The organism is Cellulosimicrobium sp. SH8 (genome assembly GCF_025818875.1).
Lineage (GTDB): Bacteria > Actinomycetota > Actinomycetes > Actinomycetales > Cellulomonadaceae > Cellulosimicrobium > Cellulosimicrobium cellulans_D.
Genome location: NZ_JAMXMH010000001.1, coordinates 586,120 through 612,944 on the forward strand (window position 1 = coordinate 586,120; position 26,825 = coordinate 612,944).

The 26,825-nt window shown below is 75.1% G+C and carries 30 protein-coding genes and 1 pseudogene; 14 read left to right on the top strand and 17 right to left on the bottom strand.

Features of this window, described 5'->3' with window-relative positions; genetic code table 11:
• Positions 1-72 precede the first annotated feature (72 nt).
• A complete protein-coding gene (locus tag NF338_RS02540) occupies positions 73-1,149 on the top strand; it encodes a C2 family cysteine protease (RefSeq protein ID WP_264029341.1) in 1,077 nt (358 codons plus the stop codon).
• A 3-nt stretch (positions 1,150-1,152) separates the two neighbouring features.
• Entirely contained in the window at positions 1,153-1,428 is a 276-nt protein-coding gene (locus NF338_RS02545; RefSeq protein ID WP_087470109.1) for a hypothetical protein, read from the top strand.
• Positions 1,429-1,450: 22 nt separating this feature from the next.
• On the opposite strand, the gene NF338_RS02550 is transcribed toward NF338_RS02545, so the two are convergent.
• Positions 1,451-2,071: a class I SAM-dependent methyltransferase gene (locus NF338_RS02550; protein ID WP_264029342.1), complete on the bottom strand. Its 621-nt coding sequence runs from the start codon at positions 2,069-2,071 to the stop codon at positions 1,451-1,453.
• A gap of 89 nt (positions 2,072-2,160) precedes the next feature.
• On the opposite strand from NF338_RS02550, the gene NF338_RS02555 reads away from it, so the two are divergent.
• Together NF338_RS02555 and NF338_RS02560 are read left to right on the top strand one after the other, a co-directional pair.
• Positions 2,161-2,925, top strand: coding sequence for an MOSC domain-containing protein (locus NF338_RS02555; protein WP_204543225.1), 765 nt, complete (start codon positions 2,161-2,163; stop codon positions 2,923-2,925).
• Between the two features lie 143 nt (positions 2,926-3,068).
• Positions 3,069-3,371, top strand: a complete 303-nt coding sequence (locus tag NF338_RS02560; protein WP_264029343.1) for a hypothetical protein — start codon at positions 3,069-3,071, stop codon at positions 3,369-3,371.
• Between the two features lie 61 nt (positions 3,372-3,432).
• Here NF338_RS02560 and NF338_RS02565 read toward each other — a convergent pair whose 3' ends face one another.
• Together NF338_RS02565 and NF338_RS02570 are read right to left on the bottom strand one after the other, a co-directional pair.
• Entirely contained in the window at positions 3,433-3,990 is a 558-nt protein-coding gene (locus NF338_RS02565; protein ID WP_264029344.1) for a PH domain-containing protein, read from the bottom strand.
• 65 nt (positions 3,991-4,055) lie between these two features.
• Positions 4,056-4,703 carry a histidine phosphatase family protein gene (locus tag NF338_RS02570; RefSeq protein ID WP_264029345.1) on the bottom strand — a complete coding sequence of 216 codons (648 nt, stop codon included), beginning with the start codon at positions 4,701-4,703 and terminating at the stop codon, positions 4,056-4,058.
• A 305-nt stretch (positions 4,704-5,008) separates the two neighbouring features.
• Here NF338_RS02570 and NF338_RS02575 point away from each other — a divergent pair, with 305 nt between their 5' ends.
• From NF338_RS02575 to NF338_RS02585, 3 genes are all read left to right on the top strand, one after another.
• Positions 5,009-5,635, top strand: a complete 627-nt coding sequence (locus NF338_RS02575) for a DinB family protein (RefSeq protein WP_264029346.1) — start codon at positions 5,009-5,011, stop codon at positions 5,633-5,635.
• 50 nt (positions 5,636-5,685) lie between these two features.
• Positions 5,686-6,384, top strand: a complete 699-nt coding sequence (locus tag NF338_RS02580; protein WP_087470102.1) for a DsbA family protein — start codon at positions 5,686-5,688, stop codon at positions 6,382-6,384.
• A 156-nt stretch (positions 6,385-6,540) separates the two neighbouring features.
• Positions 6,541-6,720, top strand: coding sequence for a hypothetical protein (locus NF338_RS02585; RefSeq protein ID WP_087470101.1), 180 nt, complete (start codon positions 6,541-6,543; stop codon positions 6,718-6,720).
• Positions 6,721-6,797: 77 nt separating this feature from the next.
• Here the strand turns inward: NF338_RS02585 and NF338_RS02590 are convergent, their stop codons facing one another.
• The 3 genes from NF338_RS02590 to NF338_RS02600 are packed head-to-tail and all read right to left on the bottom strand — an operon-like array spanning position 6,798 to position 8,907.
• Positions 6,798-7,808: a DNA-3-methyladenine glycosylase family protein gene (locus NF338_RS02590; RefSeq protein ID WP_264029347.1), complete on the bottom strand. Its 1,011-nt coding sequence runs from the start codon at positions 7,806-7,808 to the stop codon at positions 6,798-6,800.
• Positions 7,805-8,272: an ester cyclase gene (locus NF338_RS02595; RefSeq protein ID WP_264029348.1), complete on the bottom strand. Its 468-nt coding sequence runs from the start codon at positions 8,270-8,272 to the stop codon at positions 7,805-7,807. The genes NF338_RS02590 and NF338_RS02595 overlap by 4 nt, the downstream gene beginning before the upstream one ends.
• 38 nt (positions 8,273-8,310) lie before the next feature.
• Positions 8,311-8,907, bottom strand: a complete 597-nt coding sequence (locus NF338_RS02600) for a ribonuclease H family protein (RefSeq protein ID WP_264029349.1) — start codon at positions 8,905-8,907, stop codon at positions 8,311-8,313.
• Between the two features lie 193 nt (positions 8,908-9,100).
• Here NF338_RS02600 and NF338_RS02605 point away from each other — a divergent pair, with 193 nt between their 5' ends.
• On the top strand, positions 9,101-9,826 hold the full coding sequence (locus NF338_RS02605; protein WP_264029350.1) for a DedA family protein: 726 nt from the start codon (positions 9,101-9,103) through the stop codon (positions 9,824-9,826).
• 90 nt (positions 9,827-9,916) lie between these two features.
• Here NF338_RS02605 and NF338_RS02610 read toward each other — a convergent pair whose 3' ends face one another.
• On the bottom strand, positions 9,917-10,297 hold the full coding sequence (locus tag NF338_RS02610) for an FKBP-type peptidyl-prolyl cis-trans isomerase (RefSeq protein ID WP_087470098.1): 381 nt from the start codon (positions 10,295-10,297) through the stop codon (positions 9,917-9,919).
• 137 nt (positions 10,298-10,434) lie between these two features.
• On the opposite strand from NF338_RS02610, the gene NF338_RS02615 reads away from it, so the two are divergent.
• The 3 genes from NF338_RS02615 to NF338_RS02625 all read left to right on the top strand — a co-directional run bounded on the left by NF338_RS02615 (position 10,435) and on the right by NF338_RS02625 (position 14,463).
• On the top strand, positions 10,435-11,601 hold the full coding sequence (locus NF338_RS02615) for a VIT1/CCC1 transporter family protein (protein ID WP_264029351.1): 1,167 nt from the start codon (positions 10,435-10,437) through the stop codon (positions 11,599-11,601).
• A gap of 106 nt (positions 11,602-11,707) precedes the next feature.
• Positions 11,708-12,847 (top strand): hypothetical protein, encoded by a 1,140-nt coding sequence (locus NF338_RS20955; protein WP_318782937.1) that lies wholly within the window; start codon positions 11,708-11,710, stop codon positions 12,845-12,847.
• Between the two features lie 86 nt (positions 12,848-12,933).
• Complete coding sequence (locus NF338_RS02625; RefSeq protein ID WP_264029352.1) at positions 12,934-14,463, top strand: hypothetical protein; 1,530 nt, start codon at positions 12,934-12,936, stop codon at positions 14,461-14,463.
• A gap of 141 nt (positions 14,464-14,604) precedes the next feature.
• Here NF338_RS02625 and NF338_RS02630 read toward each other — a convergent pair whose 3' ends face one another.
• Together NF338_RS02630 and NF338_RS02635 are read right to left on the bottom strand one after the other, a co-directional pair.
• Positions 14,605-16,035 carry a GntP family permease gene (locus tag NF338_RS02630; protein ID WP_264029353.1) on the bottom strand — a complete coding sequence of 477 codons (1,431 nt, stop codon included), beginning with the start codon at positions 16,033-16,035 and terminating at the stop codon, positions 14,605-14,607.
• The gene (locus NF338_RS02635) at positions 16,032-16,655 is read right to left on the bottom strand and encodes a gluconokinase (RefSeq protein WP_264029354.1); all 624 of its coding nucleotides are present in this window, start codon (positions 16,653-16,655) and stop codon (positions 16,032-16,034) included. Before NF338_RS02635 ends, NF338_RS02630 begins: the two co-directional genes overlap by 4 nt.
• A 168-nt stretch (positions 16,656-16,823) precedes the next feature.
• Between NF338_RS02635 and NF338_RS02640 the strand changes: the two genes are divergently transcribed.
• Positions 16,824-17,525 carry a FadR/GntR family transcriptional regulator gene (locus tag NF338_RS02640; RefSeq protein ID WP_264029355.1) on the top strand — a complete coding sequence of 234 codons (702 nt, stop codon included), beginning with the start codon at positions 16,824-16,826 and terminating at the stop codon, positions 17,523-17,525.
• Positions 17,526-17,605: 80 nt separating this feature from the next.
• Here NF338_RS02640 and NF338_RS02645 read toward each other — a convergent pair whose 3' ends face one another.
• Positions 17,606-18,064 (bottom strand): MarR family winged helix-turn-helix transcriptional regulator, encoded by a 459-nt coding sequence (locus NF338_RS02645; protein ID WP_264029356.1) that lies wholly within the window; start codon positions 18,062-18,064, stop codon positions 17,606-17,608.
• Positions 18,065-18,237: 173 nt separating this feature from the next.
• Between NF338_RS02645 and NF338_RS02650 the strand changes: the two genes are divergently transcribed.
• On the top strand, positions 18,238-19,512 hold the full coding sequence (locus tag NF338_RS02650; protein WP_264029357.1) for an MFS transporter: 1,275 nt from the start codon (positions 18,238-18,240) through the stop codon (positions 19,510-19,512).
• A 73-nt stretch (positions 19,513-19,585) separates the two neighbouring features.
• On the opposite strand, the gene NF338_RS02655 is transcribed toward NF338_RS02650, so the two are convergent.
• From NF338_RS02655 to NF338_RS02670, 3 genes are read right to left on the bottom strand one after another with little or no spacing between them, the layout of a single operon-like run.
• The gene (locus NF338_RS02655) at positions 19,586-21,784 is read right to left on the bottom strand and encodes an ABC transporter permease (RefSeq protein ID WP_412845926.1); all 2,199 of its coding nucleotides are present in this window, start codon (positions 21,782-21,784) and stop codon (positions 19,586-19,588) included.
• Between the two features lie 25 nt (positions 21,785-21,809).
• Positions 21,810-22,703: a molybdate ABC transporter substrate-binding protein gene (modA, locus tag NF338_RS02665; protein ID WP_264029358.1), complete on the bottom strand. Its 894-nt coding sequence runs from the start codon at positions 22,701-22,703 to the stop codon at positions 21,810-21,812.
• Positions 22,700-23,104: a TOBE domain-containing protein gene (locus NF338_RS02670; RefSeq protein WP_264029359.1), complete on the bottom strand. Its 405-nt coding sequence runs from the start codon at positions 23,102-23,104 to the stop codon at positions 22,700-22,702. Before NF338_RS02670 ends, modA begins: the two co-directional genes overlap by 4 nt.
• 169 nt (positions 23,105-23,273) lie before the next feature.
• Between NF338_RS02670 and NF338_RS02675 the strand changes: the two genes are divergently transcribed.
• Entirely contained in the window at positions 23,274-23,762 is a 489-nt protein-coding gene (locus tag NF338_RS02675) for a GNAT family N-acetyltransferase (protein WP_264029360.1), read from the top strand.
• A gap of 185 nt (positions 23,763-23,947) precedes the next feature.
• On the opposite strand, the gene NF338_RS02680 is transcribed toward NF338_RS02675, so the two are convergent.
• The 4 genes and pseudogenes from NF338_RS02680 to NF338_RS02695 form a co-directional block, all read right to left on the bottom strand.
• The gene (locus NF338_RS02680) at positions 23,948-24,514 is read right to left on the bottom strand and encodes a DoxX family membrane protein (RefSeq protein WP_264029361.1); all 567 of its coding nucleotides are present in this window, start codon (positions 24,512-24,514) and stop codon (positions 23,948-23,950) included.
• A gap of 186 nt (positions 24,515-24,700) precedes the next feature.
• Positions 24,701-25,459 carry a respiratory nitrate reductase subunit gamma gene (gene narI, locus NF338_RS02685; protein WP_264029362.1) on the bottom strand — a complete coding sequence of 253 codons (759 nt, stop codon included), beginning with the start codon at positions 25,457-25,459 and terminating at the stop codon, positions 24,701-24,703.
• Entirely contained in the window at positions 25,456-26,211 is a 756-nt protein-coding gene (narJ, locus tag NF338_RS02690; protein WP_264029363.1) for a nitrate reductase molybdenum cofactor assembly chaperone, read from the bottom strand. Before narJ ends, narI begins: the two co-directional genes overlap by 4 nt.
• Positions 26,208-26,825, bottom strand: a pseudogene (locus NF338_RS02695) (hypothetical protein); the annotation flags it as partial. The pseudogene NF338_RS02695 and the gene narJ, both read right to left, overlap by 4 nt.

Here is a 26,825-nt window from a genome sequence, read left to right on the forward strand (position 1 = left end):
GGGAGCGCGCACCATGGACCGGCGTGGGCGGACGGCGGTACCGTCTCGGCGACCTGCGGGCGAGGGGGAGACATGAGCGGGATGTACGGGGCGGACGTCGCACAGCTGCGACAGCTCGGACAGCGGTTGTCCGAGGCCGCCGACAGGTTGACGTCGCTGCGCGGCGAGCTCGACGCGCTGGTGACGTCCAGCCCCTGGGAGGGGCCGGACGGCGACGCCCTGCGCGGCGAGTGGTCCACGTCGCACGCACCGGCCGTCGCGGCGGTCGGGGCGGTCCTCGGCGACGCCGCGACCGCCGTCGTGCGGCAGGCGGACCAGCAGGAGAGCGCCAGCACCGACGGCGCCGGCGGATCCGGTGGCGGTGGATCCGGTGGAGGCTCCGGCGGGGGCGGCGGCGACCGCGGCACGCCGGGCGAGGACGGCGACCGGCCCGGCGACCCGGACCTCACCGACGACCTCGGCGACTACGAGGACGTCCCGCCGATCGACCTCGAGAACGAGGACTTCTCGATCGACGACATCAACCAGGGCCAGGTCGGGGACTGCTGGTTCCTCGCCGGCCTGGGCGCCGTCGCGACGACCGACCCGGAGTTCCTGCGCGAGCACATCAGGCTCAACGACGACGGCACGTACACCGTGACGATGTACAAGGACGGCGAGCCGGTCGAGATCGTGGTGGAGCCGACGGTGCCGGAGAACGGCGTCGGCGGCCAGAACGGCGAGCCGAACTGGGTGTCGATCTACGAGAAGGCGGCGGCCGAGTACTTCGGCGGCGACTACGAGGACATCGACGGCGGGCACTCCGACGACGCGTTCGAGGCCATCACGGGGCGTCCGGCCGAGCGGTCGGGCGAGCTCAGCCTCTCCGACATCCAGGACCGGCTGAAGGACGGACCGGTCGCGGTGGGCACCGAGGACGACGACGCGTTCTGGTGGTGGGAGGACGAGGTCGACGACAGCCGCATCGTCCCCAACCACGCGTACGTCGTCACCGAGGTCAAGGAGGTCGACGGCGAGATGAGGATCCACGTCGTCAACCCGTGGGGACCCGGGGGCGGCATGCTGGACGGCGAGCAGAAGGTCGGCGACCTCTGGCTCACCGAGCAGGAGTACAAGGAGAACTTCGACTCCGTCTACTCGGGAGGCTGACGCATGGCAGGCAACGACGAGGTGCGCCGGGCGCGCGTGCCCCAGGGAGCGCAGGCGGAGTTCGCCGACGTGCGGGTGGGTGTGATGCGCGTCGGCGTGGGCGCGGGGCGCGCGCTCGCGCAGCTCGCGGTCCGCTCGCCGCGCGGCGAGGACGTCCTGCGGGCGGACCTCGGGGACGCGATCGACCTGCACGGCGCGGGCATGCTCCACGTCGACGACGTCGAAGGAGAGCCGGGGAGCTCGGGCGGGGCCGTGACGTTCACGTTCACGCCCGCCTGAGCGGCCCGGGCGGCGCCGGCGGTCAGCCCGCCGCGCCGGCGGCGAGCACGGCGACGAGGAAGTCGGCGTCCGGGGTCCACGGGCGCAGGTCCCACGTGGCGAGGGCGACGTCGAGGTGCAGCCCCGCCTCGGCGGCGTCGGCGAGGAACCGCTCGGGCGCGTAGCCGCGCGCGGTGCCGAAGCCGACGACGGCGCGACCGCCCGGCGCGAGGTGCGTCCGGAAGCGGCGCAGGACCTCGACCTCGGTGCCCGGCGCGAGGAACGTCACGACGTTGCCCGCGCACACGATCACGTCGAACGGCTCGGCGACGCCCTCGGCGGGCAGGTCGAGCTCGGCCAGGTCGCCCACGCGCCAGTCGGGCCCCGGGTGGTCGGCGCGCGCGGCGTCGACCAGCACCGGGTCGACGTCGACCCCGACGACCGTGTGGCCGCGCGCGAACAGCTCCGCGCCGACCCGCCCCGGCCCGCACCCCGCGTCGAGCACCCGCGAGCCCCGGGGCAGCATGGCGTCGACCAGCCGGGCCTCGCCCGCGAGGTCGGCGCCGCGTGCGGCCATCGCCCGGAAGCGTTCGACGTACCAGGTGGAGTGCGACGGGTCGGCGGCGGTCTTCTGCTCCCAGCGCGAGGGACGGGTGGCGCTCATGCCGCCGACGCTACCCGTGCGGGGTGAGACCGGTCCCGTGACCTTGGTCCCCGGTGTCCTGGGCCACCCCGCGCTGAGAGAATCGAGGGATGTCTCCCGCTGCACCGTCCGCCTCGCCGACCGACCTCCCCGCGTCTCACGGCACCGCGCCCGTGACCGCCCTCGCCTCCAGCGCCCCGACGGGCGAGGTCCTCGCGGTGTGCCGTGTGCACGCCCTCCTGCCCGACGCCGGCCCGGTCGGCGTGACGGCGATCGACAAGCGGCCCGTCGACGGGCCGGTGAAGGTGCGGCGCCTCGGCCTCTACGCCGACCTCCAGGCCGATCGCGCGAACCACGGCGGTGAGGAGCAGGCCGTCTACGCGTACGGGCAGGACGACACCGACTGGTGGGTCGGGCAGCTCGAGCGCGAGATCCCGCCGGGACTGTTCGGAGAGAACCTGCGCGTGCGGGGCATCCCCGTGAGCGGGGCGGTCGTGGGGGAGCGCTGGTCCGTGGGCTCCGCGCTGCTGGAGGTGACCCTGCCCCGCACGCCGTGCTCGACGTTCGCGCGGCGGCTCGGCGAGGACAAGTGGGTCAAGCGCTTCACCGCCGCGAACCGGACGGGCGCGTACCTGCGGGTCGTGCGCAACGGCGAGCTGCGGGCGGGGGACGCGGTGACGGTCTGCTACCGGCCCGAGCACGGCGTGACCCTCGCCGACTGGTTCGGGGCGTGGAACGCGCGCGGCGCGGACCCGGAGCGTGCGGCGGGCATCGCGCGCCGGCTCCTCGTCGCGCACCTCGAGGGGGACATCCGCCTGTCCGACGAGCTGCGCGCCCGCGCCGAGATCGCCGCCGGGCGGCGCATCGAGGACTGAGCGGAGCGCGTCTCACCTGCGGCGACACCACGGTCGGGGCAGTCGAGGAAATTTATGCGGACCGCTGACAAACCGGTCGCGCTCCACTACGCTCCCTGCTGAGCGCTCACTCGTATCAATGTCGATCAAGCAGGGAGCACGACATGAAGAAGTTCCTCAGCGCCGCCCTCGTGGCAGGTCTCCTCGCGACCGGAGCCGTCGCCGCCACAGCACCGGCCGCGTCCGCCGCGGTCGTCGGCTGCCGCGTCAACGGCCCCACCATGAACGGGGCGACGGCGAGCGTCACGAACCTCAGCTGCACGAGGGCGCGCGTCGTCGTGAAGTACGTGTCCAACGGTCAGGTCAAGGTGGCGTACGGCGCCTGGGCGACCAAGGGCGGCGTCTCGCGCGCGAGCGCGCCGTCGGTCAGCTCGATCGTCTCCGTCTCCGCGGACGGCGGTCTCTGACCTCCGGCGGCAGTAGTGCGGCCCGCCGACACCACCCTCCCGGAGTCGGCGGGCCGCGCCGTCAGCGCTCCGCGCGCGGGATGCGGGGGGCGCGCGGGCCGCGGGGCGGCTCGTTCGGCGGCCACTCGCCGTCGTCGGAGCCGTCGTCGGCGGTGAAGAGCAGGTCGTGCAGGCGGACCTGCACGTTCTCGACCTCGGGGACGTCGTGCAGGTTCAGGCCCGGCTTGTCGGTCGCGTCGGAGATGACGAGCGTCCCGCAGCCGAAGATCCGGTCGATCGGACCCTTCTCGTAGTTCACGTCGTTGATGCGGTACAGCGGGATGTCCCGCCCGGTGCGCGTGATGATGCCCGAGCGCATCGCGATGCGCTTGTTCGTCACGGTGTACTCCGTGGTCCGCCAGCGCAGCCACGGCACGAACACCCAGACGACCGCCGCGACGAGGGCGAGGCCCGCGACGACCCAGCGGACGACGTCGTTCGGGACGAGCACGACCGTCACGACGACCGCCGCGACGAGGACGAGCAGCAGCACGAACGGCCAGAACAGGGCCTTCGCGTGCTCCTTGAGCTCCATGACGACGTGCTCGCCCTCGGTGAGGTGCTTCTCGCTCAGACCCATGGGCAGCATCGTGCCACCTCGCGGTCCGCACGGGGAGGGTCGTCCCGCCGGTCGGCCGGCCGGGTTCAGCCCTGTGCCGAGAGGTTCCAGCCCTCGACCGTGCGCAGCCCGTGCCCGTAGCCCAGCAGGCAGATCGCGGCCGTGCCGAGCTCGAACCGCGCGCCCAGCGCCGGGTCGACCCCGAGCCACACGGTCGCGAGGACGCGGAGCAGGTGCCCGTGCGCGAACAGGACGACGTCGTCGCCGCCCTGCAGCGTCGGCTCGACGCGCCCGAGCACGCGCCCGGCCCGGTCCGCCACCGCGGAGAGCTCCTCGCCACGGTGGCCGTTCGCGGCGGCGAGCACGTTCACGCCGTCGCGGAAGATCAGCCACTCGTGGCCGAGCTGCTCGCCGACGTCGACGGCGGTCCGGCCCTCGACGGGGCCGTAGTCCCACTCGGCGAGGTCGTCGTCGGTCTCCGCGTCGGGGAACCCGGCGAGGTCGGCGGTGCGTCGGGCGCGCTGCCGCGGGCTCGTGCGCACGACGGCGGGGCGTCGCCCGCGGCGGTCCGCCCACCCCTGCAGCCACACGCCCGCCGCGACGGCCTGCTGCTCGCCGGCGACCGTGAGCGGGATGTCGGACCGGCCGGTGTGGCGGCTGCTCGCGCTCCACTCCGTCTCGCCGTGGCGCACGAGGACGAGCTGCGGGTCGGGGGTGGTGTCGGTCGCGGTCACGGGTCGGCCTTCCTGCGGGGGTCCTCCAGCAGGATCACCCGGGGACGCCCGGAGCGCGCGTCGGCCGGGTCAGCCGGGGACGCCGTCGACCCCGTTGATCGCGAGGAACACGACGAGGGCGCCGAGCAGGACGACGGCGATCCCGGTGGCGACGAGCAGGACGGTACGGGGGCGGACGCGCACGAGGACTCCGGGGGACGGGGACGGGCCGACCCCATTCTCGCGCGCAGGCGTCGGTGGGTCCGGCTAGCGTCGAGCGCACACCGACGGACGGGCGGCGACGGGGCCGCGGGGAGGGGAGCGAGATGGTGCACGAGACGTCGGACGGGGAGATCGCGTACGGGAGCCCCGAGTTCGACTGGACGATCCTCACGGTCCCGACGACGCTCGCGGTCGTGCGCGGCCAGCTCGGGTTCTCGTGGCTCGAGGTCTCGGAACGGCTCGCGACGCTGACCCAGGCAGAGCTCGAGTGGGAGCCGGGGCCGGACGCGCTGCGCGTCGTGCGTCGCGGCACCGAGCGCACGTCGCGCACGCTCGGGGTCGGCGACTGGGTGATGGAGTGGCCGGACGGTCCGGACTCGCCGCAGCCGCGGACGATCGCGTGGCTCGTCGCGCACCTGACCGAGGCGTTCTTCGAGCGGTGGGAGTGGACGTTCGGGCCGCACGAGCGCCGCCGCGACTCCGTGACGTTCTCGGGCGAGGTCGGACCGGCGGTCGCGGGGCTGCGGCACGAGGTGGACCGGTGGCGGGCCGGGGTGGACGCGCTGCCGGACGAGGGGGCGTTCACGGTCGGGCTGAGCCAGGCGACGGAGATCGACGCGCAGGCGCCGTTCGTCCACCTCGTCGCGCACATGAACCGCGAGCTGATCCATCACGGCGCGGAGATCATGGTGCTGCAGGACCTCTACCGTGCGGCGAACGTCACGCCCTGACGTCGGCCCGCGAGGGAATCGTGCGGTCGTCCAGACGGTTGCACGGTCACATGACCACGAACAGCCCCGTCGCGACGGACGCGTCGGCTCCCACGGTGAAGATCGACATCTGGTCCGACGTCGCGTGCCCCTGGTGCTACGTCGGCAAGCGACGTCTCGAGACGGCGCTCGGCCGGCTCGCCGAGGCCGGTGACGGCCCGCAGGTCGACATCGAGTACCACTCGTTCGAGCTGGCGCCGGACACTCCCGTCGACTTCGACGGCACCGAGGTGGACTTCCTCGCGGGGCACAAGGGCATGCCCCGCGCGCAGGTCGAGCAGATGCTCGGGCAGATGACGCAGCTCGCCGCGGCCGAGGGCCTGGCCTACGACTTCGACGCGCTCCAGCACACCAAGACGCTCACCGCCCACGAGCTGCTGCACCACGCGAAGGCGCACGGCAAGCAGGTCGAGATGAAGGAGCGCCTCCTCAAGGCGTACTTCGAGGAGGGCCGCCACGTGGGCCGCGTCCAGGAGCTCGCGGACCTCGCGGCGGAGGTCGGGCTCGACCGCGCCGAGGTCGTCGCCGCGCTCGAGGACGGCCGCTACGCCGAGGACGTCCAGGCGGACATCGACCAGGCACGTGCCTACGGGATCAACGGGGTGCCGTTCTTCGTCGTCGACGGCCGGTACGGCGTCTCGGGGGCGCAGGACCCGGCGGTCTTCGTCCAGGTGCTGCAGCAGGCCGTCGCGGAGCGCGACGCCGCCTGACCTGTCCGATCTGCGAGACGAGGTACGCAGAGCGACGTATCTCACACCCCGGTGCGGTGGACCTGCGACTCGGTATCACCGAGACTGGGACGCAGCCCGCACCGACGCCGGCTCCACACGTGCACCGGCGCCCGTGATCCCACGAGGAGGCCCCAGATGACCGACACCACGACGAACCTCTACCACTCCATCGCGAACCCGCGCCGCACCACGCTCATGAGCGTGAGCGCCGCGGACGCGGCCGCCCCGCACCGCGAGACCGCACCCGCGCTCACGCTCGTGGGTGCGGACGACGCCGCGGTCTGCGTCGACGGGGTGTGCGCGCTCCCCGAGTAGCCCGTGAGTGCACGAAACAGTCGCCGGAACGGCAGGTTCCGGCGACTGTTTCGTGCACTCAGCGAGGTGCGTGGCCGTCAGTGGCGGCGGTGGTCCTGGATCGAGAGGCGTGGGCCGCGCCGCGGGGCCTGCGCCCTGCCGGAGAGCTCCAGGAGCCGGACGACGCGGTAGCGGTGCGGGGAGTACGGCGCGAGGAGCTCGAGCATGCGGTCGTCGTCGACGCGCTCGCCGACGAGCGCCCAGCCGACCGCCTTGGCGAGGTGGTAGTCGCCCACCGACACGGCGTCGGCGTCGCCGAGCGCGCGCTGCGCCACCTCGGCCGCGGTCCACACGCCCACGCCCGGGACCGCCTGGAGCCGGGCGTGGGCGGCGACCGCCCCCTCGGCGTCGAGCAGCGCGCCGCACTCCTCGAGCCGGCGGGCGACGCGTGCCGCCGCGACGACCGTCCGCGCGCGACCCGGGTCGACGTTCGCCCGGTGCCAGTCCCACGACGGGACGCGTGCCCACGTGGCGGCGTCGGGCGCGACGAGCATCCCGGCCTCGCCCGCGGGACCGGGTGCGCGCTCGCCGTACCGGCGCAGGAGCCAGCCCCACGACCGCCACGCGGCGACCGTCTGGACGCGCTGCTCGAGGATCGCGGGGACGAGCGCCTCCAGCACGCGACCGGTGCGGGGGATGCGCAGCCCGGTGCTGCGACGGTGCGCGTCGCGCAGGGGCGCGGGCGGGACGAAGCCGGTGTCGTCGTCGTGCTCGCCCAGCAGGTGGGGGAGGGCGTCGAGCACCTCCTGGGCGCCCGGTCCCCAGGCGTGCCCGACGACGTCGCGCGGCCCCGTCTGGGCGAGGCGGCAGGTCGCGGGGCCGGCAGGCATCCGCGTCGTGCGCCAGACGTCCCCGGACGGCGTGCGGCGGAACGTCGGGTCGTACGGCCCCCGGGAGAGCCGGGCGAGCGTGAGGTGCAGGTCGAGGGGACGCTCCGACCGGAGGCGCCGGACGAGCGGCTCGCCGACCACGTGGTGCGCGCCCGCGCCCGGAGGGTCGCCGACCGCGTGCTCGGCAGGCCCGGGGCCCGTGCGCGGCAGGACGGTCACCGGACCATCGTCGCACCCGCCGCCGACGGTCGAGCCGGGTGCGACCCGGCCCGGAGCTGCGCGGCGAGCCCGGCGCGGTCGATCTGCATCCAGTACTCCACCACGCGGTCGTCCACGACGCGGTAGACGCAGCTCGCGACCTGCACGACCTCCGCCCCCGTGGGGGCGTGCCCGTCCACCTCGCCGACGTGGCGGCCGCGCTGGGTCCAGCGCACGTACACGCGGTCGCCGTCCGCGAGGAGCTCGTCGACCGTCAGGGCGAAGCGCCCGTACGCGGCGAGCATCTCCTCGACGTGCTCGGCGTACCGCTCGGGCGTGCGCCGGACCGTCGTCGGCGCCTCGGACGTCACCTGGTGGGCCGCGACGAGGGGAGCCAGGTACTCGGCCGCGCGGCCCGGGTCGTCCCCCGAGCGCACGACGGCGAAGAACTCACGGACGAGGTCGGCAGGGGTTCGTGTCGTCACGGACCCATCATGCGCGACCGGGCGCCCGGTCCCGAGCGTCAGTCGAACAGGGTGTCCATGTCCCACGCGGGCTCGGGCGCCGGCTGCCTGGGCGCGGTGGCGTGCGCGGTGGCGGTCGGGGCGTGGGCGGTCGCGGGCACCCGCCCGACGGGCCGGGTGGGGTCGCCGAGCTCGGGGACGAGCGTGCCGTCGAGATCACCCCGGCCGGCGGCCCAGTCCTGGGCGGCGAGGCCGGCGAGCTGGTCGGCGCGCTCGTTGAACGGGTCGCCGACGTGGCCGCGCACCCAGCGGAACCGGACGGGCCCCGCGCGCTCGGTGATGACCCGGTCGATCGCCTGGACGAGCTCGAGGTTCTTCACCGGCTGCCCGCCAGCGGTGCGCCACCCCTTGCGCTTCCAGGCGACGACCCACTCGGACGCGCACTTGATCGCGTACTGCGAGTCGGACTCGATGAGCAGCGGCTCCGCCCCGGGGTGCGCACGGACCGCCTGGAGCAGCGCGGTCAGCTCGGCGACCTGGTTGGTCCCGCTCACGGCGCCGCCGGAGTCGAACGTGCCGTCGTGGTTGATCCACGCCCACCCGATGGCGCCGCCCGGGTTGCTCAGGCACGAGCCGTCGGTGCTGACAGTGATCACAGCGCTCCTCGATCACGGACGTCCCCGCCCGCCGGCTGCGGCGCGGGGAGGCGAATGCGTCGAGCCACATTGTCCCCCGGACCGGAGGGTCGTGGGACCACGTGTCCGCGGGCGCCCGGTCGGGGTCGCCTCAGGGGAGAACCGGGGGGATACCCCATGGTGCCGGGCGGCCGCGCGGTCGAGGCTGGGACGCATGGTCGCGTGGGTCGTGGAGCTGTGGGGACAGGTCGAGGCGTGGCTGCTCGCGCTCGTCGACTCGGTGTGGGCGCTGCCGACGTTGTTCGCGACGACCGCGGGCGACGGGTTCTTCCCGCCGATCCCCGGCGAGACCGTGATCGTCATGCTCGCCGTCGGAGCGCAGTCCGGCGGGGGCGTCGCCTGGGGGCTCGTCCTGCTCGTCGCGGCGCTCGGCGCCTGGTGCGGTGACCAGCTCGCCTACGCTCTCGGCCGGGCGGTCGGCACGCGCGCGCTGCCGGTGCTGCGCGGCCCGCGCGGTCAGCGCGCCGTCGCGTGGGCGACGCGCTCGCTCGACCGGCGCGGCGCGTCCGTCGTCCTGGGCGCGCGGTTCGTGCCCGTCGGGCGGACGGCGGTCAACGTGACCGCGGGGGCCGTGGGCTTCTCGCGCCGCCGCTTCATGGCGCTCTCCGCCGTCGCGTCGGTCGTGTGGGCCACCTACTCGGTCCTCATCGGCACGCTCGCCGCCGCCTGGGTCGGCGACAGCCCGCTCCTCGCCGTCGTGGTGGGCGTCGTCGGCGGGATCCTCCTCGGTGTCCTCGTCGACACGGTGGTCCGCCTGCGGGCGGCCCGCCGGGAGCGAGGCACCGCTCCGGTGCCGGGACCCGTCGCGAGCACGGCGCCCGGCGCGCTCGCCCCGGAGACCGACGCGGCGCTGGTCACGTGCCCCGGCCCCGCGCGGTAGGACCTGGTCGCACGACGGCGACGCCCGGCAGGGCAGACAGCGAGAGGGCCCCGGTCGACGACCGGGGCCCTCTCGCACGTCAGCGGTCGGTCAGGACACGCCGAGCAGGTCGATGACGAAGATCAGCGTCTTGCCAGACAGGCGGTGGCCGCCGCCCGCGGGGCCGTAGGCGAGCTCCGGCGGCACGACGAGCTTGCGGCGACCGCCCACCTTCATGCCGGGGATGCCCTGCTGCCAGCCCGCGATGAGGCTGCGCAGCGGGAAGTTGATCGACTGCCCGCGGTTCCACGAGGCGTCGAACTCCTCGCCCGTCTCGTACTCGACGCCGAGGTAGTGCACGTTCACGGTCGCGCCCGGCGTGGCCTCGGGGCCGTCGCCGACGGTGATGTCCTCGACGACGAGCTCCGTGGGGGCGGGGCCCTCCGGCGCGTCGACCTCGGGGCGGGACAGCTCGTTCTCTCCAGTGGTCATGCTCCGATCCAACCACGACGGCGCACGGTGGGCCGGGTCCGAGGTTGGGGACGTCCGGAACACGGGTCGGGGGGAACCCCGCCACCTCGTTCGGCCGCGCGCAACACGGGGAGGCCGGAAATCGCCATCATGGACGCATGCCCACGACACCCGCGCCGCAGCCCGGCACGCCGTCCGAACGCCCGGTGGGGGACCGGACCGGGGAGGCGTCGCCCCCCGGCCCGCCGACCGCCGTCGGGCACGCGCCGACCCCGCAGGAGATCCGCCGGTGGCGCCGGTTCCTCGCCGACGAGCGCGCCGAGGCCGCCGTCTACCGGGACCTCGCGAGCCGGCGGAGCGGGGAGGAGCGCGACATCCTGCTGGCGCTCGCGGACGCGGAGAGGCGGCACGAGCAGCACTGGCTCGACCTGCTCGGCGACGACGTCGGCAAGCCCCTGCGCGGCGACTGGCGCACCCGGACGCTCGGCTGGCTCGCGCGCCGCTTCGGCGGCGTGTTCGTGCTCGCGCTCGCCCAGCGCGCCGAGGCGCGCTCGACGTACGAGACCGACGCCGACGCCACGCCGAGGATGGCCGCCGACGAGCGGATCCACGAGGAGGTCGTGCGCGGGCTCGCGACGCGCGGGCGCAACCGCATGTCGGGCACCTTCCGGGCTGCGGTGTTCGGCGCGAACGACGGGCTCGTCTCCAACCTCGCGCTGATCCTCGGCATCGGGGCGTCCGGGGCGTCGAACAGCACCGTCCTCCTCTCGGGGCTCGCGGGCCTGCTCGCGGGCGCGCTGTCGATGGGTGCGGGGGAGTACGTGTCGGTGCGGTCGCAGCGCGAGCTGCTCGACGCCTCGACCCCCAGCCCGCAGGCGTCCGCCGCGCTGCCCGACCTCGACGTGGACGCGAACGAGCTCGCGCTCGTCTACCGGGCGCGCGGCATGGCGCCGGTCGAGGCCGAGGCGCACGCCGCCGACGTCCTCGCGACGTACACGCAGCAGACCGTGATCGCCCCGCCGCCCAGCGCGGACGAGCACGAGACGCACGGCACGGCCATGGGGGCGGCGGTGTCGTCGTTCCTGTTCTTCGCGTCCGGCGCGCTCATCCCGGTGCTGCCCTACCTCTTCGGTCTCACGGGGTTCGTCGCCGTGGGCGTCGCGGCGCTCCTCGTGGGGATCGCGCTCCTGGCGACCGGCGCGACGGTCGGCCTGCTCTCGGGGACCTCGCCCCTGACGCGGGCGCTGCGGCAGATCGGCATCGGCTTCGGCGCGGCTGCCGCCACCTACCTGCTCGGCCTGGTGTTCGGGGCAACCGTCGGGTGAAATCGGACGCTCCCGGTGGTGAGCGTCACAGGGACGTGCCTACCGTGAGCCCGGACGGGCCTGCCGGCCCGCCCCTTCGCTGCACCGACGACCCCCGGGGCGCACGATGGACGCGACGCACGACGCGCAGGGCAGGCGCGCACCAGCCGCCCGCCGCTGGCTCGTGCGCGCTCTCGTGGCCGGCGGCGGCCTCGGTGCGGGCCTCGCGTTCGCCGTCGTGACCGCGGGCGGCGCGGCCGCCGCGGACGACCCGCTCGGACTCGGCAAGGCCCTGTCGCCCGTGACCTCGACGGTCCAGGCCGTCGTCGACCCGGTCGTGCAGGACGTCGTCCAGCCTGTCGTGCGCGACGTCGTCGCCCCCGTCGTCCAGCCGGTCGCCCCGGTCGTCGAGAGGGTCGTGACCCCGGCCGCGCCCGTGGTCGAGGAGGCCGTGCGGCCCGTCGCCCCCGTCGTCGAGCAGGTGGTCGAGCCGGTCGCTCCTGTGGTCGAGCAGGTCGTGGCGCCCGTGGCGCCCGTCGTGCAGCCCGTGACCGACGCCGTCGCCCCCGCGACCACGCCTGTTCTCGACGCGGTCGTGCCCGCCGTGACGCCGGTCGTCGAGGCGGTCGCCCCCGTGGTGAACCCCGTCCTCGGGGCGGTGTCGCCCGTGCTCGACCCGGTGACCCCCGTGCTGGAGGCGCTGACCCCCGTCCTCGACGTCCTGGCGCCGGTCACCGACCCCGTCCTCGGCCCGGTGACCGGGCCGCTCGCGCCGCTGGACCCGCTCGCGCCCGTGCTCCCCGAGGCACCCGCGACCGGCCCGGAGGCCCCGGGCCCCGCCGGACCGACGGTCCCGGGCGGTACGGACCCTGCTGCGGTCGAGCCCGCCGAGCCGTCCGTGCCGCTGCCGCCGTCGGGCGGCGAGCTGCCGCCCGCGCCACCGCCCGACGCGGACCGCGCCGGCCCTCCGACCTCCCTCGGCAGCGCTCCCCGGGGTGGGAGCCTCCTCGACGCTGCCGGCGCTCCGCCCGGCGCGGCCCTGCCCTCCGGCGGTCCCGCGGCCCCCGGCGGCGTCCCGTCCGACGGCGGCCTCGGCACCGCTCCCGCGCCCTCCGGCAGCGCCCAGCGTGCCGGGTCCGGCGGCGACCTCGCCGCCCTCGGCCACGGTGCGGACGCCCCCGCGCTCTCGTCCTGGACCGCCGTCGTCGACGACGCGCGGTCGAACCACCCCTCGACGTTCTTCGAGGTCCCCGTCTCTCCTGCCTGACGTGGCTCGCGTCGCGCCCCGAGCGCGGCAGACGCGACCCGGCGCCGTCGTGCGCCAGCCACTTCTGAGCAGGAAAGAGAACGATCATGCACACCTTCGTTCGACGCGCGCTGCGCACAGCGCTCGTCACAGGCGGCCTCGTGGTCGTCGGGGCCGGAGCGGCCCACGCAGCCGAGGGCGACCTCCTCGGCGACCTCGGGCTGGACCTGTCGGTCGAGGCTCCGCTGAGCCAGGTGACCGAGGTCCTCCCCGACGTGTCGGTGGACGTCCCGGTGCACGTCCCCGTGACCGTGTCCGACGTCGCGGTGGGGGTGCTCGGAGACGCCTCCGTGATCCCCGTTCCGGCGGCCGAGCCGGCCCCCGCACCGGCACCCGAGCCCGTCGCGGCGGACCCGGCGGACGTGGCCGTGGACGTCCCGGTGACGATCCCGGTGGACGTGTCCGGCGTGGCGGTCGGCGTCCTGGGCGACGCCGCCGTCGCACCCGCCCCGGCGGCCGAGCCCGCTCCCGCGCCGGAGCCCGCCCCGGCACCCGAGCCCGCCCCGGCGGGTCCGGCCGACGTGGACGTCGACGTCCCGGTGACGATCCCCGTGGACGTGTCCGGCGTGGCCGTCGGCGTCCTGGGCGACGCCTCGGTGGCACCGGTCGCGGAGCCGGCCGCTCCGGCGCCCGGCACCGGCGGTGACGACGCCGGCACGACTGCGGGCGAGGGCTCCGGCATCGACGTCGACGCCCCGATCACCGTCCCGGTCGACGTCTCCGGCGTGGCCGTCGGCATCGGCGGCGACGCGACCGTCGGTGGTGGCACCGCCGGAGAGGGCCCCGGCGACGGGGCCGGGCCGGACGGTGACCCGGGCACGGGCCTGCTCGACGGCGTGCTGGGCGACGGCGGTCTGGTGGACGACCTGCTCGGCGACGGGCTCCTCGGCGACGACGTGCTCGGCGGGGACGGCGGCCTCCTGGACGGCGTGCTCCGTGAGGACGGTCTCGTCGACGACCTGCTCGGCGACGGTTCGGGCGACGGTCTGCTCGACGGGGTGCTCGGGGAGGACGGCCTGCTGGGCGACGGGCTCCTCGACGGGGGCCTGCTCGGGGAGGACGGCGTCCTCGGGGCGCTGCCCGACCTCGACGTCGACCTCCCGGTGACGGTCCCCGTGACCGTCTGCGGCGTGGGTGTGGGCCTGCTGGGTGACGCCTCCGCCGCGTGCCCCACGGCCGCCGTCGTGCCCACGGACCCGACCGACCCGACGGATCCGACCGACCCGACGGACCCGACGGACCCGACGGACCCGACGGACCCGACGGACCCGACGGACCCGACCGACCCGACGGATCCTGCTGACCCGGGGTCGACGGACGGTACGGACGGCACGGTGGTTCGCGTGCTGCACCCGATCGGCACCAGCGCCGGCACCATGGCCACCACGGCCGCCGGGACGACCGTCGCCGCGTCGGGCCCGACGGCCCTCGCGACGACGGGTGCGGGTGGTGACCTGGGGCTGCTCGTGATGGCCGGGCTGCTCACGCTCCTCGGCCTGACGCTCCAGCGCTTCCGCCGGAAGTCCTGGGTCGCGGACCCGGACGCCTACACCCCGGTCTTCACCGACCGGAGCTGACGTCCGTCACGACGGGACCGCCCGGGCCGAGCGCCCGGGCGGTCCTCGCGGCGCGGTCGTGCCGGACCTGGCCAGGGAGCACCCGGCGTGACCGTGCCAGGGCGGCGCCGTGCGCTCGCGCGGCGCCGCCCGCTCGTGCCGCTAGACGACGAGGCCCAGCAGGAGGACCACGAGGAGCGCGACGACGGACAGGACGCACTCCATGAGCGACCACGTCTTGAACGTCTGCCCGACGGTCATGCCGAAGTACTCCTTGACGAGCCAGAACCCGGCGTCGTTGACGTGCGACAGGAACACGGACCCGGCGCCGATGGAGAGCACGAGCAGCGCGGCGTGCGTGGGCGGGAGGGTCGCGGCGATGGGTGCCATGATGCCCGCCGCGGTGATGGTCGCGACGGTCGCGGAGCCGGTGGCGACGCGGATGAGGACGGCGACGAGCCAGCCCGCGAGCAGCGGCGTGATGTTCGCGTCGGAGATGCCCTTCGCGACCACGTCGCCCACGCCCGAGTCGACGAGCGTCTGCTTGAAGCCGCCGCCGGCGCCGACGATGAGGAGGATGCCCGCGATCGGTGCGAACGACGAGTCGACGAGCTTGCTCACCTGGTCGCGCGTGCGGCCGAGCGCGGAGCCCAGCACGACGAGCGAGGTGAGCGCGGTGATGAGGAGCGCGACCAGGGGCGTGCCGATGAACTCGAAGACGCGGCCCCAGCCGGTGTCGATGGACCCGCTGACCTCGACGAGGGTCCGGGCGAGCATGAGGATCACGGGCAGGAGGACGACGCCCACGGAGACGGCGAAGCTCGGCCGGGGCGCGTCGTCGTCGCGCTCGGAGACACCGAGCACGGACGTGGGCGGCGGGAGCGGGACCCAGCGCGCGAGGGGCTTGGCGAGCAGCGGGCCGGACACGATCACGGTGGGGATCGCGACGAGCAGGCCGAGGCCGAGCGTCAGGCCGAGGTCGGCGCCGAGCGCGTCGATGGCGAGCAGCGGACCGGGGTGCGGCGGCACGAGGCCGTGCAGCGCGGACAGGCCCGCGAGCGCGGGGATGCCGACGAGGATCGGGTTGGTCCGGACGCGCTTGGCCACGAGCATGACCACGGGCACGAGGAGGACGACGCCCACCTCGAAGAACAGCGGGATCCCGATGACGAACGCGATGAGCGCCATGGCCCACGGCAGGCGCTGCGGCGTCGTCTTGCCGAGGATCGTGTCGACGATCTGGTCGGCGCCGCCGGAGTCGATGAGCAGCTTGCCGATGATCGCGCCGAGCGCGATGAGGACGCCGACCCCGGCGACGGTCGAGCCGAGCCCCGCGGAGAAGCTCGTGAACGCGTCGACGAAGTCGATGCCGGCCACGACCGCGAGCACGGCCGAGCCGATCATGAGCGCGAGGAACGGGTGCAGCTTGAGCCACACGATGAGGACGACGATCGTCGCGATGCCGACGACGGCGGCGAGGATGAGCTGGGCCGTCCCGGCGTCGGTCGCGGGCGCGTCCTCCGCGGCGCGCGCGACGGCCGCGACGGCGGACGGGGCGAACGTCGTGGCGTGCTGGGTGAGCGTGCCGATCATCGCTGGGCCCCCGTCCCGGTCGAGGTGCTGCGGTCGGTCCGCCCGCAGTCGTCCCGTCGGTCGAGCACGAGGTCGGCGATCTCCTCGGGCGTGCGGGTGACGTCGACCGTGAAGCCGGGCTCGTCGTCGTCCAGGGGCTCGAGCGTGGCGAGCTGCGACGGCAGGAGCGAGGTGGGCATGAAGTGGCCGCTGCGGTGCTCCATGCGCTCCGCGAGGAGCTCGGGGCTGCCGTCGAGGTGGACGAAGCAGACGCGCCCGCGCGCGGTGCGCAGCAGGTCGCGGTACGAGCGCTTGAGCGCAGAGCAGGTCACGACGCCGGAGCGCCCGGCGTCCGCCTCGGTGCTCAGCCAGTCGCGGATCGCCTCGAGCCACGGCCAGCGGTCCTCGTCGGTGAGCGGGGTGCCCGCGCTCATCTTCTCGATGTTGGCCTGCGGGTGGAACTGGTCGGCCTCGGCGTACTCGGTCCCGAGGCGCTGCGCGAGCAGCGTGGCGACCGTCGTCTTGCCCGAGCCCGCGACGCCCATGACGACGAGGTGCTGGGGCTGCTCCGTGGGCTCTGCGGGGTCCTGGGCGGTCGCGGCGCTCTCGGCGTGGACCGTGCTGCTGACGTCCGTGTCCATGTGTCGACTTCCGTGTCGGGCGGGGCGTCCGGTGCGGGTGCCGTCTCGTGCGCGGCCCCCGTCCCGGGTGGCGACCGTCGTGGTCCCCACTGCCGACCACTGTGCGGCATTGGTAGCACCTTTGGCAAGTGATTGATATCACCAATGGGCGCCACTAGGCTGCTGCCCATGGCGACGACGGTCCTGCACACCACCGTGCTCGACGCTCTCGGACGTCGTATCACCAGCGGAGACGTCGCCCCGGGCGCGCCGCTCACGCTCGAGTCGATCGGGTCCGAGTTCGGGGTCTCGCGCACCGTCGCGCGCGAGGTCATGCGCCTCCTCGAAGGGCTCGGCCTCGTGCGGTCGAGGCGCCGCGTCGGGCTCGTCGTCCTCGGCATCGAGGAGTGGAACGTGCTCGACCCGCGCGTCATCCGCTGGCGCCTCGAAGGCCCGGGCCGCGACCCCCAGCTCCGCACGCTCACCGAGCTGCGGCACGCCGTCGAGCCGCTCGCGGCCGCGGGAGCGGCGGTCCACGCGACCGACGACGAGCGCGCCGAGCTCGTCGCGGCGGCCGCGCGCATGCGGATGCTCGGCGAGGCGGGCGACCTCGAGGAGTTCCTCGCGCTCGACGTGCGCTTCCACGAGCTCCTGCTGCGCGCGAGCGGCAACGAGATGTTCGGTGCGCTCGCAGGGGTCGTCGCCGCGGTGCTCAGCGGCCGGACGCACCTGGGGCTCATGCCCGCGTCCCCGGTGCCCGAGGCGCTGGACCAGCACGAGGCCGTCGCGCGCGCCGTGGCGGACGGCGACCCGCGCGCCGCCGAGGCAGCGATGGCGGCGATCGTCGGCGAGGTCCGCGCCGCGCTCGGCGGGGTCGACCCGCCGGCCTGACCGGTCGCGCGACCCCTGCCGGGCTCCGCGCGCCGGGTCGGGCGACGTCCCGCCGGTCGGGCTACGTCCCGCCGGTCGGGCTACGCCGCGTCGGCGGGGGCCGGGAGCGCGTGCAGCGCGTCGACGAGCGACGCGAGCTCAGGTGTCTCCGTCGCGTCGTGCAGAGCGGTCTCGAGCGTCGCGTCGTGCGTCGGGCGCGCGGCGAGCAGGAGGGCCTCGCCCGCAGGCGTCAGCTCGGTGTAGATCCCGCGGCGGTCGTCCTGGCACAGGATCCGCGTGAGGAGCCCGCGGTCCTCGAGCCGGTTGACGAGCCGGGTCGTCGCGCTGGGGGAGAGCGCGGCGGCGCGCGCGAGCTGCTGCATGCGCATGTGCCAGCCGTCCTGCCGGGAGAGCGCGTCGAGCACGGTGTACTCGACGACGGAGAGGTCGTGCCCCGACTGGAGGGCGCGCTCGAGCGCGGCGTCGATGAGCCCGTGCAGCGCGGCGAGCGTGCGCCAGCCCTGCGCGCGGACCTCGACGGCGTCGTCGGCGATGCCCATGGGTTCCTCCTCGGTGCGTGCATCCGTCACAACTATAGCGCTTGTGCAACTAATCGGCGTGTGCAACTATCGATAGCGCGCGTCTGCAACAAGTGCAGGCGCCAGGTGAGCGCGCACGCAACGCTTCTGTCCACCTGATCCCACCCGCACGCGTCCCGCACCAGGAGATCGTCATGCCAGTCGCCCTCTGGGCCCTCGCCATCGGGGGCTTCGGCATCGGGCTCACCGAGTTCGTCATCATGGGCCTGCTGCCCGAGGTGGCCGCCGACTTCGGCGTCACCGAGACCGTCGCCGGCTACCTCATCTCGGGCTACGCGCTGTCCGTCGCCGTCGGCGCGATCGGCCTCACCGCGGCCCTCACGCGCGTCGACCGCAAGAAGGCCCTGCTCGGCCTCATGGTCCTGTTCATCGCGGGCAACCTGCTGTCCGCCGTCGCGCCGACGTACGAGGTCATGCTCGTCGGCCGCGTCGTCGCGGCGCTGTGCCACGGCGCGTTCTTCGGGATCGGCGCCGTCGTGGCGGCCGACCTCGTCGCGCCCGAGAAGCGGGCCGGCGCCATCTCGATCATGTTCGCCGGGCTGACCATCGCGAACGTGCTCGGCGTCCCGTTCGGCACGTTCCTCGGCCAGGCCGCCGGGTGGCGCGCGACGTTCTGGGCCATCACCGCCATCGGCGTCGTCGCGCTCGCCGGGATCGCGCTGCTCGTCCCGTCGCGGGTCGGGTCGCCCGACGGCGCCCCCGCACCCGGCGCGGCCACCGCGCCCGGGGCGGACCGCGCGTCCGGCCGCCCGGGCCTGCGCGGCGAGCTCGCCGCGTTCCGCAGCGCGCAGGTGTGGTTCTCGATCGCCATCACCGTGCTCGGGTTCGGCGGGATGTTCGGCGCGTTCACGTACATCGCGTTCACGCTCACCGAGGTGGGCGGGTTCACGTCGGCGTCGGTCCCGTGGCTGCTCGTGCTGTTCGGCGGCGGGCTGTTCGTGGGCAACCTCGTCGGCGGGCGCGCGGCCGACCGCCGGCTCGGCACGACGCTCGTCGTGCTCTTCGCGGCGCTCACCGTGGTGCTGGGCGTCTTCGCGCTCACGGCGACGAGCCAGGTCATGACGGTCGTCAGCCTCGTCCTCATGGGAGCCTTCGGGTTCGCGACCGTCCCCGGCCTGCAGATGCGCGTCATGTCGTTCGCGCAGGGCGCGCCGACCCTCGCGTCGGGCGCGAACATCGCCGCGTTCAACGTCGGCAACGCGCTGGGCGCGTGGATCGGCGGCCTGACCATCGCCGCCGGGCTCGGCTTCACGTCGCCCCTGTGGGCAGGCGCCGCGATGACGGCCGTCGGGCTCGTCGTCCTGCTCGTCGCGGTCCGGGCCCGCGGCGGCGAGTGGTCCCGCAGCGCCCGACCCCACCCGCACGACGCGGCGCCCGCCCCCGCCCCGGAGGCGCCGGCCGCCGTCTGACACCCGCGGTGCCGAACCCGGGGTCCTTCCTCACGACCGGCGCGTCGTGGGGAACGACCCCGGGTTCGGCGTGTCAGTGGGGGTGGATGCGCACCTCGGCCGCCTTGACCACGAACCAGACGCGCTCGCCCGGGGTCAGGCGCAGCTCGGCGACGGCGCGCGGCGTGAGGTCGGCGGCCAGGTGCGGGGCGTCGTGGCCGACGGCGGCCGGGTCGTCCGCGGCCGGGGCACCCGGGTCCTCGCCGGCCACGCGGCCCCACACGCGCAGGAGCGGTCCGTGCGGCTCGACGCTGGTCACGACGACCCGGTACGCGTTGCGGGGACTGCCCTCGGGCGTCGCCCGGTGGACGGCGACCGTGCGCGGCTCGAACACCGCGACGGCCCCGTCCCCGGCGGCGAGCGGCTCGCCCGCAGTCCCGCGCACTGGGACCTCCGTGCCGTCGACGACGAGCGTCGCCTCGCGTGCGGCGGCCTCCTCGTCCACCGCGTCGGCCGGGACGAGAGCAGCGCCCGCCCCGTCGACGCCGGGCCCGCCCGACCCCGTCCCGAGGCTCCCCACCGTGACGGGCTCCGGCACGGCGACGTGCACGACGCTCCCCGCGAGCAGGTTGACGCCCGCGAGGCGGGCCGCGAACCGGGACCGCGGCCGCGTGAGGACCTGGTCCACCGGCCCGTCCTCGACGACGCGGCCCTCCTCCAGCACGACGACGCGGTCGGCCAGCAGCAGCACGTCGAGCAGGTCATGGGTCACGAGGAGCGTCGTGCGGGGCCGCTCGCGCTGCGCGTGGTGCAGCACCGACCGCACGTGCTGCGCGACGCCGACGTCGAGCGAGGCGAGCGGCTCGTCGAGCAGGAGCACGCGCGGGTCGGTGACGAGCGCCCGGGCGATCGCGACACGCTGCGCCTGCCCGCCCGAGAGGTCGGTCGCGCGCCGGGGCGCGAGGTCGGCGGCGCCGACGTGCCCGAGCGCGGCCCGGGCCTCGCGCCGGGCCCGGGTGCGTGGGACGCCCCGCGCCCGGAGGCCGAACGCGACGTTGTCCTCGACCGACAGGTTCTCGAAGAGCAGCGGCCGCTGGCTCAGCCACGCGAGCCGGCGGTGTCGCGGCGCGACCCGCGTGACGTCGTCGTCACCGACCGCGACCCGGGCGCCGTGCACGTCGCCGGGCGGGAGGAGGCCCGCCACGACCTGCACCAGCGTCGACTTGCCCGCCCCGTTGGCGCCGAGCACCGCGACGACCTCGCCCGGGGCGAGGGCAAGGTCGACGTCGAGGCCGCGGTCGGGGACGGCGGCGCGCACGGCGAGCGCGGCGGGGGCCCCGCCGGTGCGGGAGGTCGGGTCCGCGGCGGCTGCCGTCGACCTGGCGTCGCTGCTCCTGGGCGAGGCGTCCTCCCGGACGAGCCCACCGCCGTCGGGCAGCGTGCCCGACGCGCGCGCGTCCCGGGTCCCTCGCCGCGGACGGGCTGTGCGCGCGTCCGGGCCGCCGAGGACGCGCGGGCCGTGGACGGCCGCCGTGATGAGCACCGCGACGACGACGAGCACGAACGACAGCGCGACGGCGGCGTCCGGGTCGGCGCTGCGCTGGAGGTAGATCTCGAGCGGCAGGGTCTGCGTGACGCCCTGGAGCGCGCCCGCGAACGTGATGGTCGCGCCGAACTCGCCGAGCGCTCGCGCGAACGCGAGCACCGCGCCCGACAGCAGCCCCGGCATGACACGGGGGAGGGTCACGCGGCGCAGCACCGTCGTCGGGCGGGCACCGAGCGTCGCGGCGACGTCCTCGAGGCGCGTGTCCTGCGTGCGCAGCGCGCCCTCGAGGCTCAGGACGAGGAAGGGGAGCGCGACGAACGTCTGCGCGATGACGACGGCCGTCGTGGTGAACGCGATCTCGATCCCCAGCACCTCGAGGTGCTGGCCGATCAGGCCGCGCCGCCCGAACGTGTGGAGCAGCGCGATGCCCCCGACCACGGGCGGCAGGACGAGCGGGAGCAGCACGAGGGCGCGCGCGACGCGCTGCCCGGGGAACGTCGTGCGCGCGAGGACGAGCGCCATGGGCGTGCCGAGCAGCACGCAGCACAGCGTCGCGACGAGCGCGGTGCGCAGCGACAGCCCGAGCGCGTCGAGCGCCGCCGGGGACGTCACGAGGGCCCAGAAGCCCCCGGTCCCGTCCGGCCCTGGCGCCAGCTCGACGCGCGCGACCATCGCCGCCACGGGGACGACGACGAACAGCGCGCCGAGCAGGGCCGGGACGAGGACCCAGCGGGGGAGCCCGCGCATCAGGGCCTGCGGGAGGGTGCGGACGTCACGGCGCCGCCGCGTCCGGGGCGCCGAAGCCCGCCGCGGCGAGCGCGGCCTGCCCGGCGTCGCCGGTGACCAGGTCGATCCAGGCCTGCGCGAGCTCGACCTGCTCGGCGCCGGCCTCCTCGGCGGCCGCGACGAGCGCGATCGGGTAGACGTTGAGCGCGGCGTCGGTCTCGGGCACGTCGACCACGTCGACGTCGTCGCCCGCGAGGCTCGCGTCCGTGACGTACACGAGGCCCGCGTCGGCCTCGCCCGACGTCACCTTGGCGAGGACGTCGGTGACGTTGGCCTCCTCGCTCACGCGGTGGATGGTGACGCCCGCGGCGTCGGCGACCTTGTCGGTCGCGCCGCCGCACGGGACCTCCGGCGCGCACACGACGACCTTGACGTCCTCGCGCGCGAGGTCGGCGAACGTCTCGACGCCGGCCGGGTTGCCGGGCGGGGTGACGATCGTCAGCGTGTTGGTCGCGAACGCGACCGGGTCGGACGCGTCACCCGCCTCGACGACGCGGGTCATGTTGCGCTCGTCCGCGGAGGCGAAGACGTCGGCTGGTGCCCCGGCGAGGATCTGGTCGCCCAGGTCGGACGACCCGGCGAACGACAGCGCCACGGTGACGCCCTCGTGCTCTGCCTCGAAGTCGGCCGCGAGATCGGTGAACACGTCGCGCAGCGACGCCGCGGCGAGGACCGTGAGCGTGCGCTCCTCGGCCGGCGTGCTCGCGGCGTCCGTGGCGGCGTCCGACGGCGCGGCGTCGTCCCCGGCGTCCGCGCCGGTGCCGCACGCGGCGAGCGCGGCGACGAGGGCCGCCGTCCCGAGCGCGGCGAGGGCTCCTCGGGCGCGGCGGCGCGAGATTGTCGTGCGGGTGGTCGTGCGGGGGCGTGCGGACGCGCTCACGCGGTTCCTCCAGGGGTCTCGACGATGACGGTGGTCGCCTTGACGACCGCGACGGCCAGGCTTCCGGGCTCGAGACGCAGCTCGCGCACGGCCTCGGTGCTCATGAGCGAGACCACGCGCTGGCCCCCGCAGAGCATCTCGACCTGGGACATGACCGTGTCGCTCACGACGTCGGTGACGATCCCCACGAACCGGTTGCGCGCCGAGCGGGCGACGCCCGACGGGTCGGGGGTCGGGTGCGACTGGGCGACGGCGAAGCGTGCGAGCTCCGCGCCGTCGACGACCTTGCGCCCGGCGTCGTCGACGCTCGCGGCGAGGTCCCCGGCGTCGACCCAGCGACGGACGGTGTCGTCGCTGACCCCGAGCAGGCCGGCTGCGTCTCGAATCCGAAAGTGCGGCATGATCGCGACGATAGACCCGCATCTACGGAGTGTCACCTCTCTCGGGCCGTGAGAAACCGCGGAGAGACCGACGTCACGCGGCCGACCTCGCGGCGTCATGCGGGACCGTCGGGCACCTGCGTGCGGACGCCTCGCTCGGCGCCCCGGGGCGGTGTGGCAGGCTCGGCGGGTGAACGAGACGACGACCCGGGCGGACGTGCGCGTCGCCGTCGAGGACCCGACGGTCGAGGACGTGCTGGCGCTGCTGCAGGAGCACCTGGACGACATGTACGCGACGTCGCCGCCGGAGAGCGTGCACGCGCTGGACGTCGAGCGGCTGCGCGCGTCGGACATCACGTTCGTCACCGCGCGGTCCACGGACGGCGGACTCCTCGGGTGCGGCGCGCTCAAGCAGCACGACGCGACGCTGGGTGAGCTCAAGTCCATGCGCACGACGGCGGCCGCGCGGGGCCGGGGCGTCGCCGCGACGGTCCTCGCGCACCTGCTCGACGTCGCGCGCGACCGCGGACTCGACCGCGTGAGCCTGGAGACGGGCGCAGAGGACTACTTCGCGCCCGCGCGGCGCCTCTACGTGCGCCACGGATTCGTCCCGTGCGCCCCGTTCGCCGACTACGCGGACGACCCGAACAGCGTGTACCTGACGCTCGCGCTCGCCTGACGCGATCGCCTCCCGCTGAGGTAGAACCTCCGGTCGTGAGATAGAGCTCGCCGTGTTCTACGTCGCGACCGGAGGCTCTACCTCGCGACGGTGTGGTCGGCGCCCCGACAGACAGGACCCCGTGACCGGTGCCGGTCACGGGGTCCTGTTCGTCGGGTCAGGGAAGGCGTGGGAGCGCCTGGGTGTCATGCGTCGAGCTTCAGCCGGGCACCGAGGGCGACGGCCGCGACGACGGCGGCGCCGGCGACGAGGACGACGTCCTTGAGCACGTACTGGCCCAGGAGGGTCATCCCGTGGCCGAAGAGCTCGTCGGCGAACAGCACGATCGGCGACAGGATGCCGGCCATCGCGACGGCGAGGGCGAGCAGCCCGGCCCGCAGGAGGCGGCCGGTGAGGAGAGTCAGCCCGATGAACGTCTCCAGGACGGCGGTGAAGATCACGGCCGCCGTCCCGCCGACGAGGCCGAACGTGAGCGTCTCGACGGTCCGTGCCGCGATCGACTCCGCCGGGCTCGCGCCGGGGAAGAACTTCAGGACGCCGAACCCGAGGAACACGAGGCCGAGGGCGACGCGCAGCGCGGGGACGGACCAGCGCGTGAGGAAGCGCGCGGTGGCGGCGACGGCGGCGTCGACGCGGCCGGCCAGGCGCGCGGGCAGGACGGCGACGCGGCGGCGGGCGACGGGGGTGGTCGAGGACGCTGACGGGCGGACGACGCGGGGACGACCAGCGGTCGTCGGGGCGGTGGTGGACATGCTCGAAACCTCTTCCGGGTGACGGTCACGGTCGGGGTGACCGCCCCTGGAAGGAGGGGGCGCCGGGGCGTCCCGTGGTCGCCGTCCTCGGTTTTTCACCCGGCGGCGCTCGGCGGCTCCGGGGCGCGACGAGCGGGTTTCTCGCCGCTGACCTGGTGCTTCCTGGTCCGGCGACGGCGCCGGGGCTCACCGCCCGCGCGGGCGCTCCGAGGGGTCCCAGCCGGGCCGCGGGGCCCGCGCGGCGACCGACGCCTCGCGCGACCGGTACACGACGTACGGGCGGAACAGGTAGGGCACGGGCGCGGAGAACGCGTGCACGAGCCGCGTGAACGGCCACAGGATGAAGAGCAGGTTGGCGGCGACGATGTGGAGCTGGAACGCCGCGGGCACGCCCTCCATGAGCGCGGGCTGCGGCTGCAGGTACCAGAGCGACCGGAACCAGGGGGAGATCGTCTCCCGGTAGTCGTACCCGTGGCCGCCGGCGAGAAGCTGCGTCTGCACGGTCGCCCACGACCCGAGCAGGATCGACGCCGCGAGGAACACGTACATGGTCTTGTCCATGCGCGTCGTCGCGCGGAAGACGGGACCCGTGGTGCGGCGCCGGTAGATGAGGATGAGCAGCCCGGCGACGAGCGCGACGGCCGCGATCGACCCCATGTACGTGGCGACGAAGTGGTAGGCGACCTCCTTGATGCCCACCGCCTCCGTCCACGACTTGGGGATGACGAGGCCCATGAGGTGCCCGAGGATCACGAACAGCAGCCCGAAGTGGAAGAGCGGCGACCCGAGCCGCAGGAGCCGCTTCTCGTAGAGCTCGCTGGACCGCGTGGTCCAGCCGAACTTGTCGTACCGGTACCGCCAGATCGACCCCACGACGAACACCGCGAACGTCACGTACGGGAACACGACCCACAGCAGGATCTCGCCCGTGCTCACCCCGCTCATCGCACCGCTCCTCCGGTTCGGCCGGCCCCGGTGCCGTACGGCTCCAGCGCGAACGGCTCCATGCCCACGAGCTCGGCGGGCGGCCCCGCCGTCACGAGCTCGACGTACCGCTGCTGCGTGCGCTCGTCGAGCGGCGGCAGCGTGAGGCACACCGCCTCGACCAGCCCGGTCCAGGGGCTCGCCATGCTCTCGAGCGCGGTCCGCAGCACCTCGATCCCGTCCCGGTGCGAGGCGAGCAGCCCCGCCGCGATCGTCGCGTCGTCGCCCTGGGTGCGGGCGGAGAACTCGAGCACCGTCGGCAGGTAGTCGGGCAGCTCCGAGCCCGTGACCTCCCAGCCCGCGGCCCGGTACGCCTCGACGAACGCGACGAGCGCCGTCCCGCGCCGCCGGGTGTCGCCCGCGGCGTAGTACGACAGGTACATCGAGCACTTGCGCTTGAGGTCGAACGTCGCGACGTAGCGGGCCTGGAGCTCGCGCAGGCCCTGCGCGTCCGCGGACGCCGGCAGCACGTCGCAGAACGCGTCGAGGCGCTCGCGGACCGGTGCGGGCAGCCCGGGCGTCGACGCCCGGACGGCCACGGCCGCGTCGAGCACGTCCGCGTCGGGGTAGGCGAGCAGCACGGACGCGGCCATGTGGGCCGTGCGGCGCTGGGTGCCCGACGCCGCGACCGGCGACAGGTGGTCGGGCTGCGGCCCGCGAGGTCGCGCCCCGGGGCGCAGCGCCGGGGTCGGGAGCAGGGAGCGCGTCCTCATCGGGTGCCTCCGTCGGGCCCGACGCCGGGCCCGTTCTCCTGTGCCGGGTTGCCCGCCGGTCCGCCGGTCGGCCCACCGGGCGCCGACGGGCCGGGGATCGTGTCGTGCCGCGCGTCCTGCCGACCCCCGGGCAGCGAGCCGGGCCCCCCGGGGGTGACGCCGCCGGTCCCCGTGCCCGCGCCGGTCCCGCCGGTCGTCGCGTCCTCGCCCGGCGGGAAGAGCCCGGGCGGGCGGCCGTTGCCGTCCCAGTTGAGGAGGTTCACACGGCCGGGCGTCGAGGGCCCGTACGGGGAGTCCGCCGTCTGGCGCGACTGGAGGACGTGGAAGTTCTCGACCGCGACGGGCACCGGGCTCCCGGACGTCTCGCCGAACGGCCCGCCGCCGGTCAGGCCCATGCCGCCCATGCCGGGTCCGCCGTCGTAGTCCAGCGAGCAGGACAGCTCGTCGAGCTCGCGGGCGATCTCGGTGTGGGCGGTGGGGATGACGTACCGGTCTTCGTACTTGGCGATGGCCAGGAGGCGGTACATGTCCTGGACCTGTTGTCCGGTCATGCCGACCGCGGCCGCGGTCTCTTCGTTGGCGTCGTGGCCGAGGTTGATGTCGCGCATGTAGGA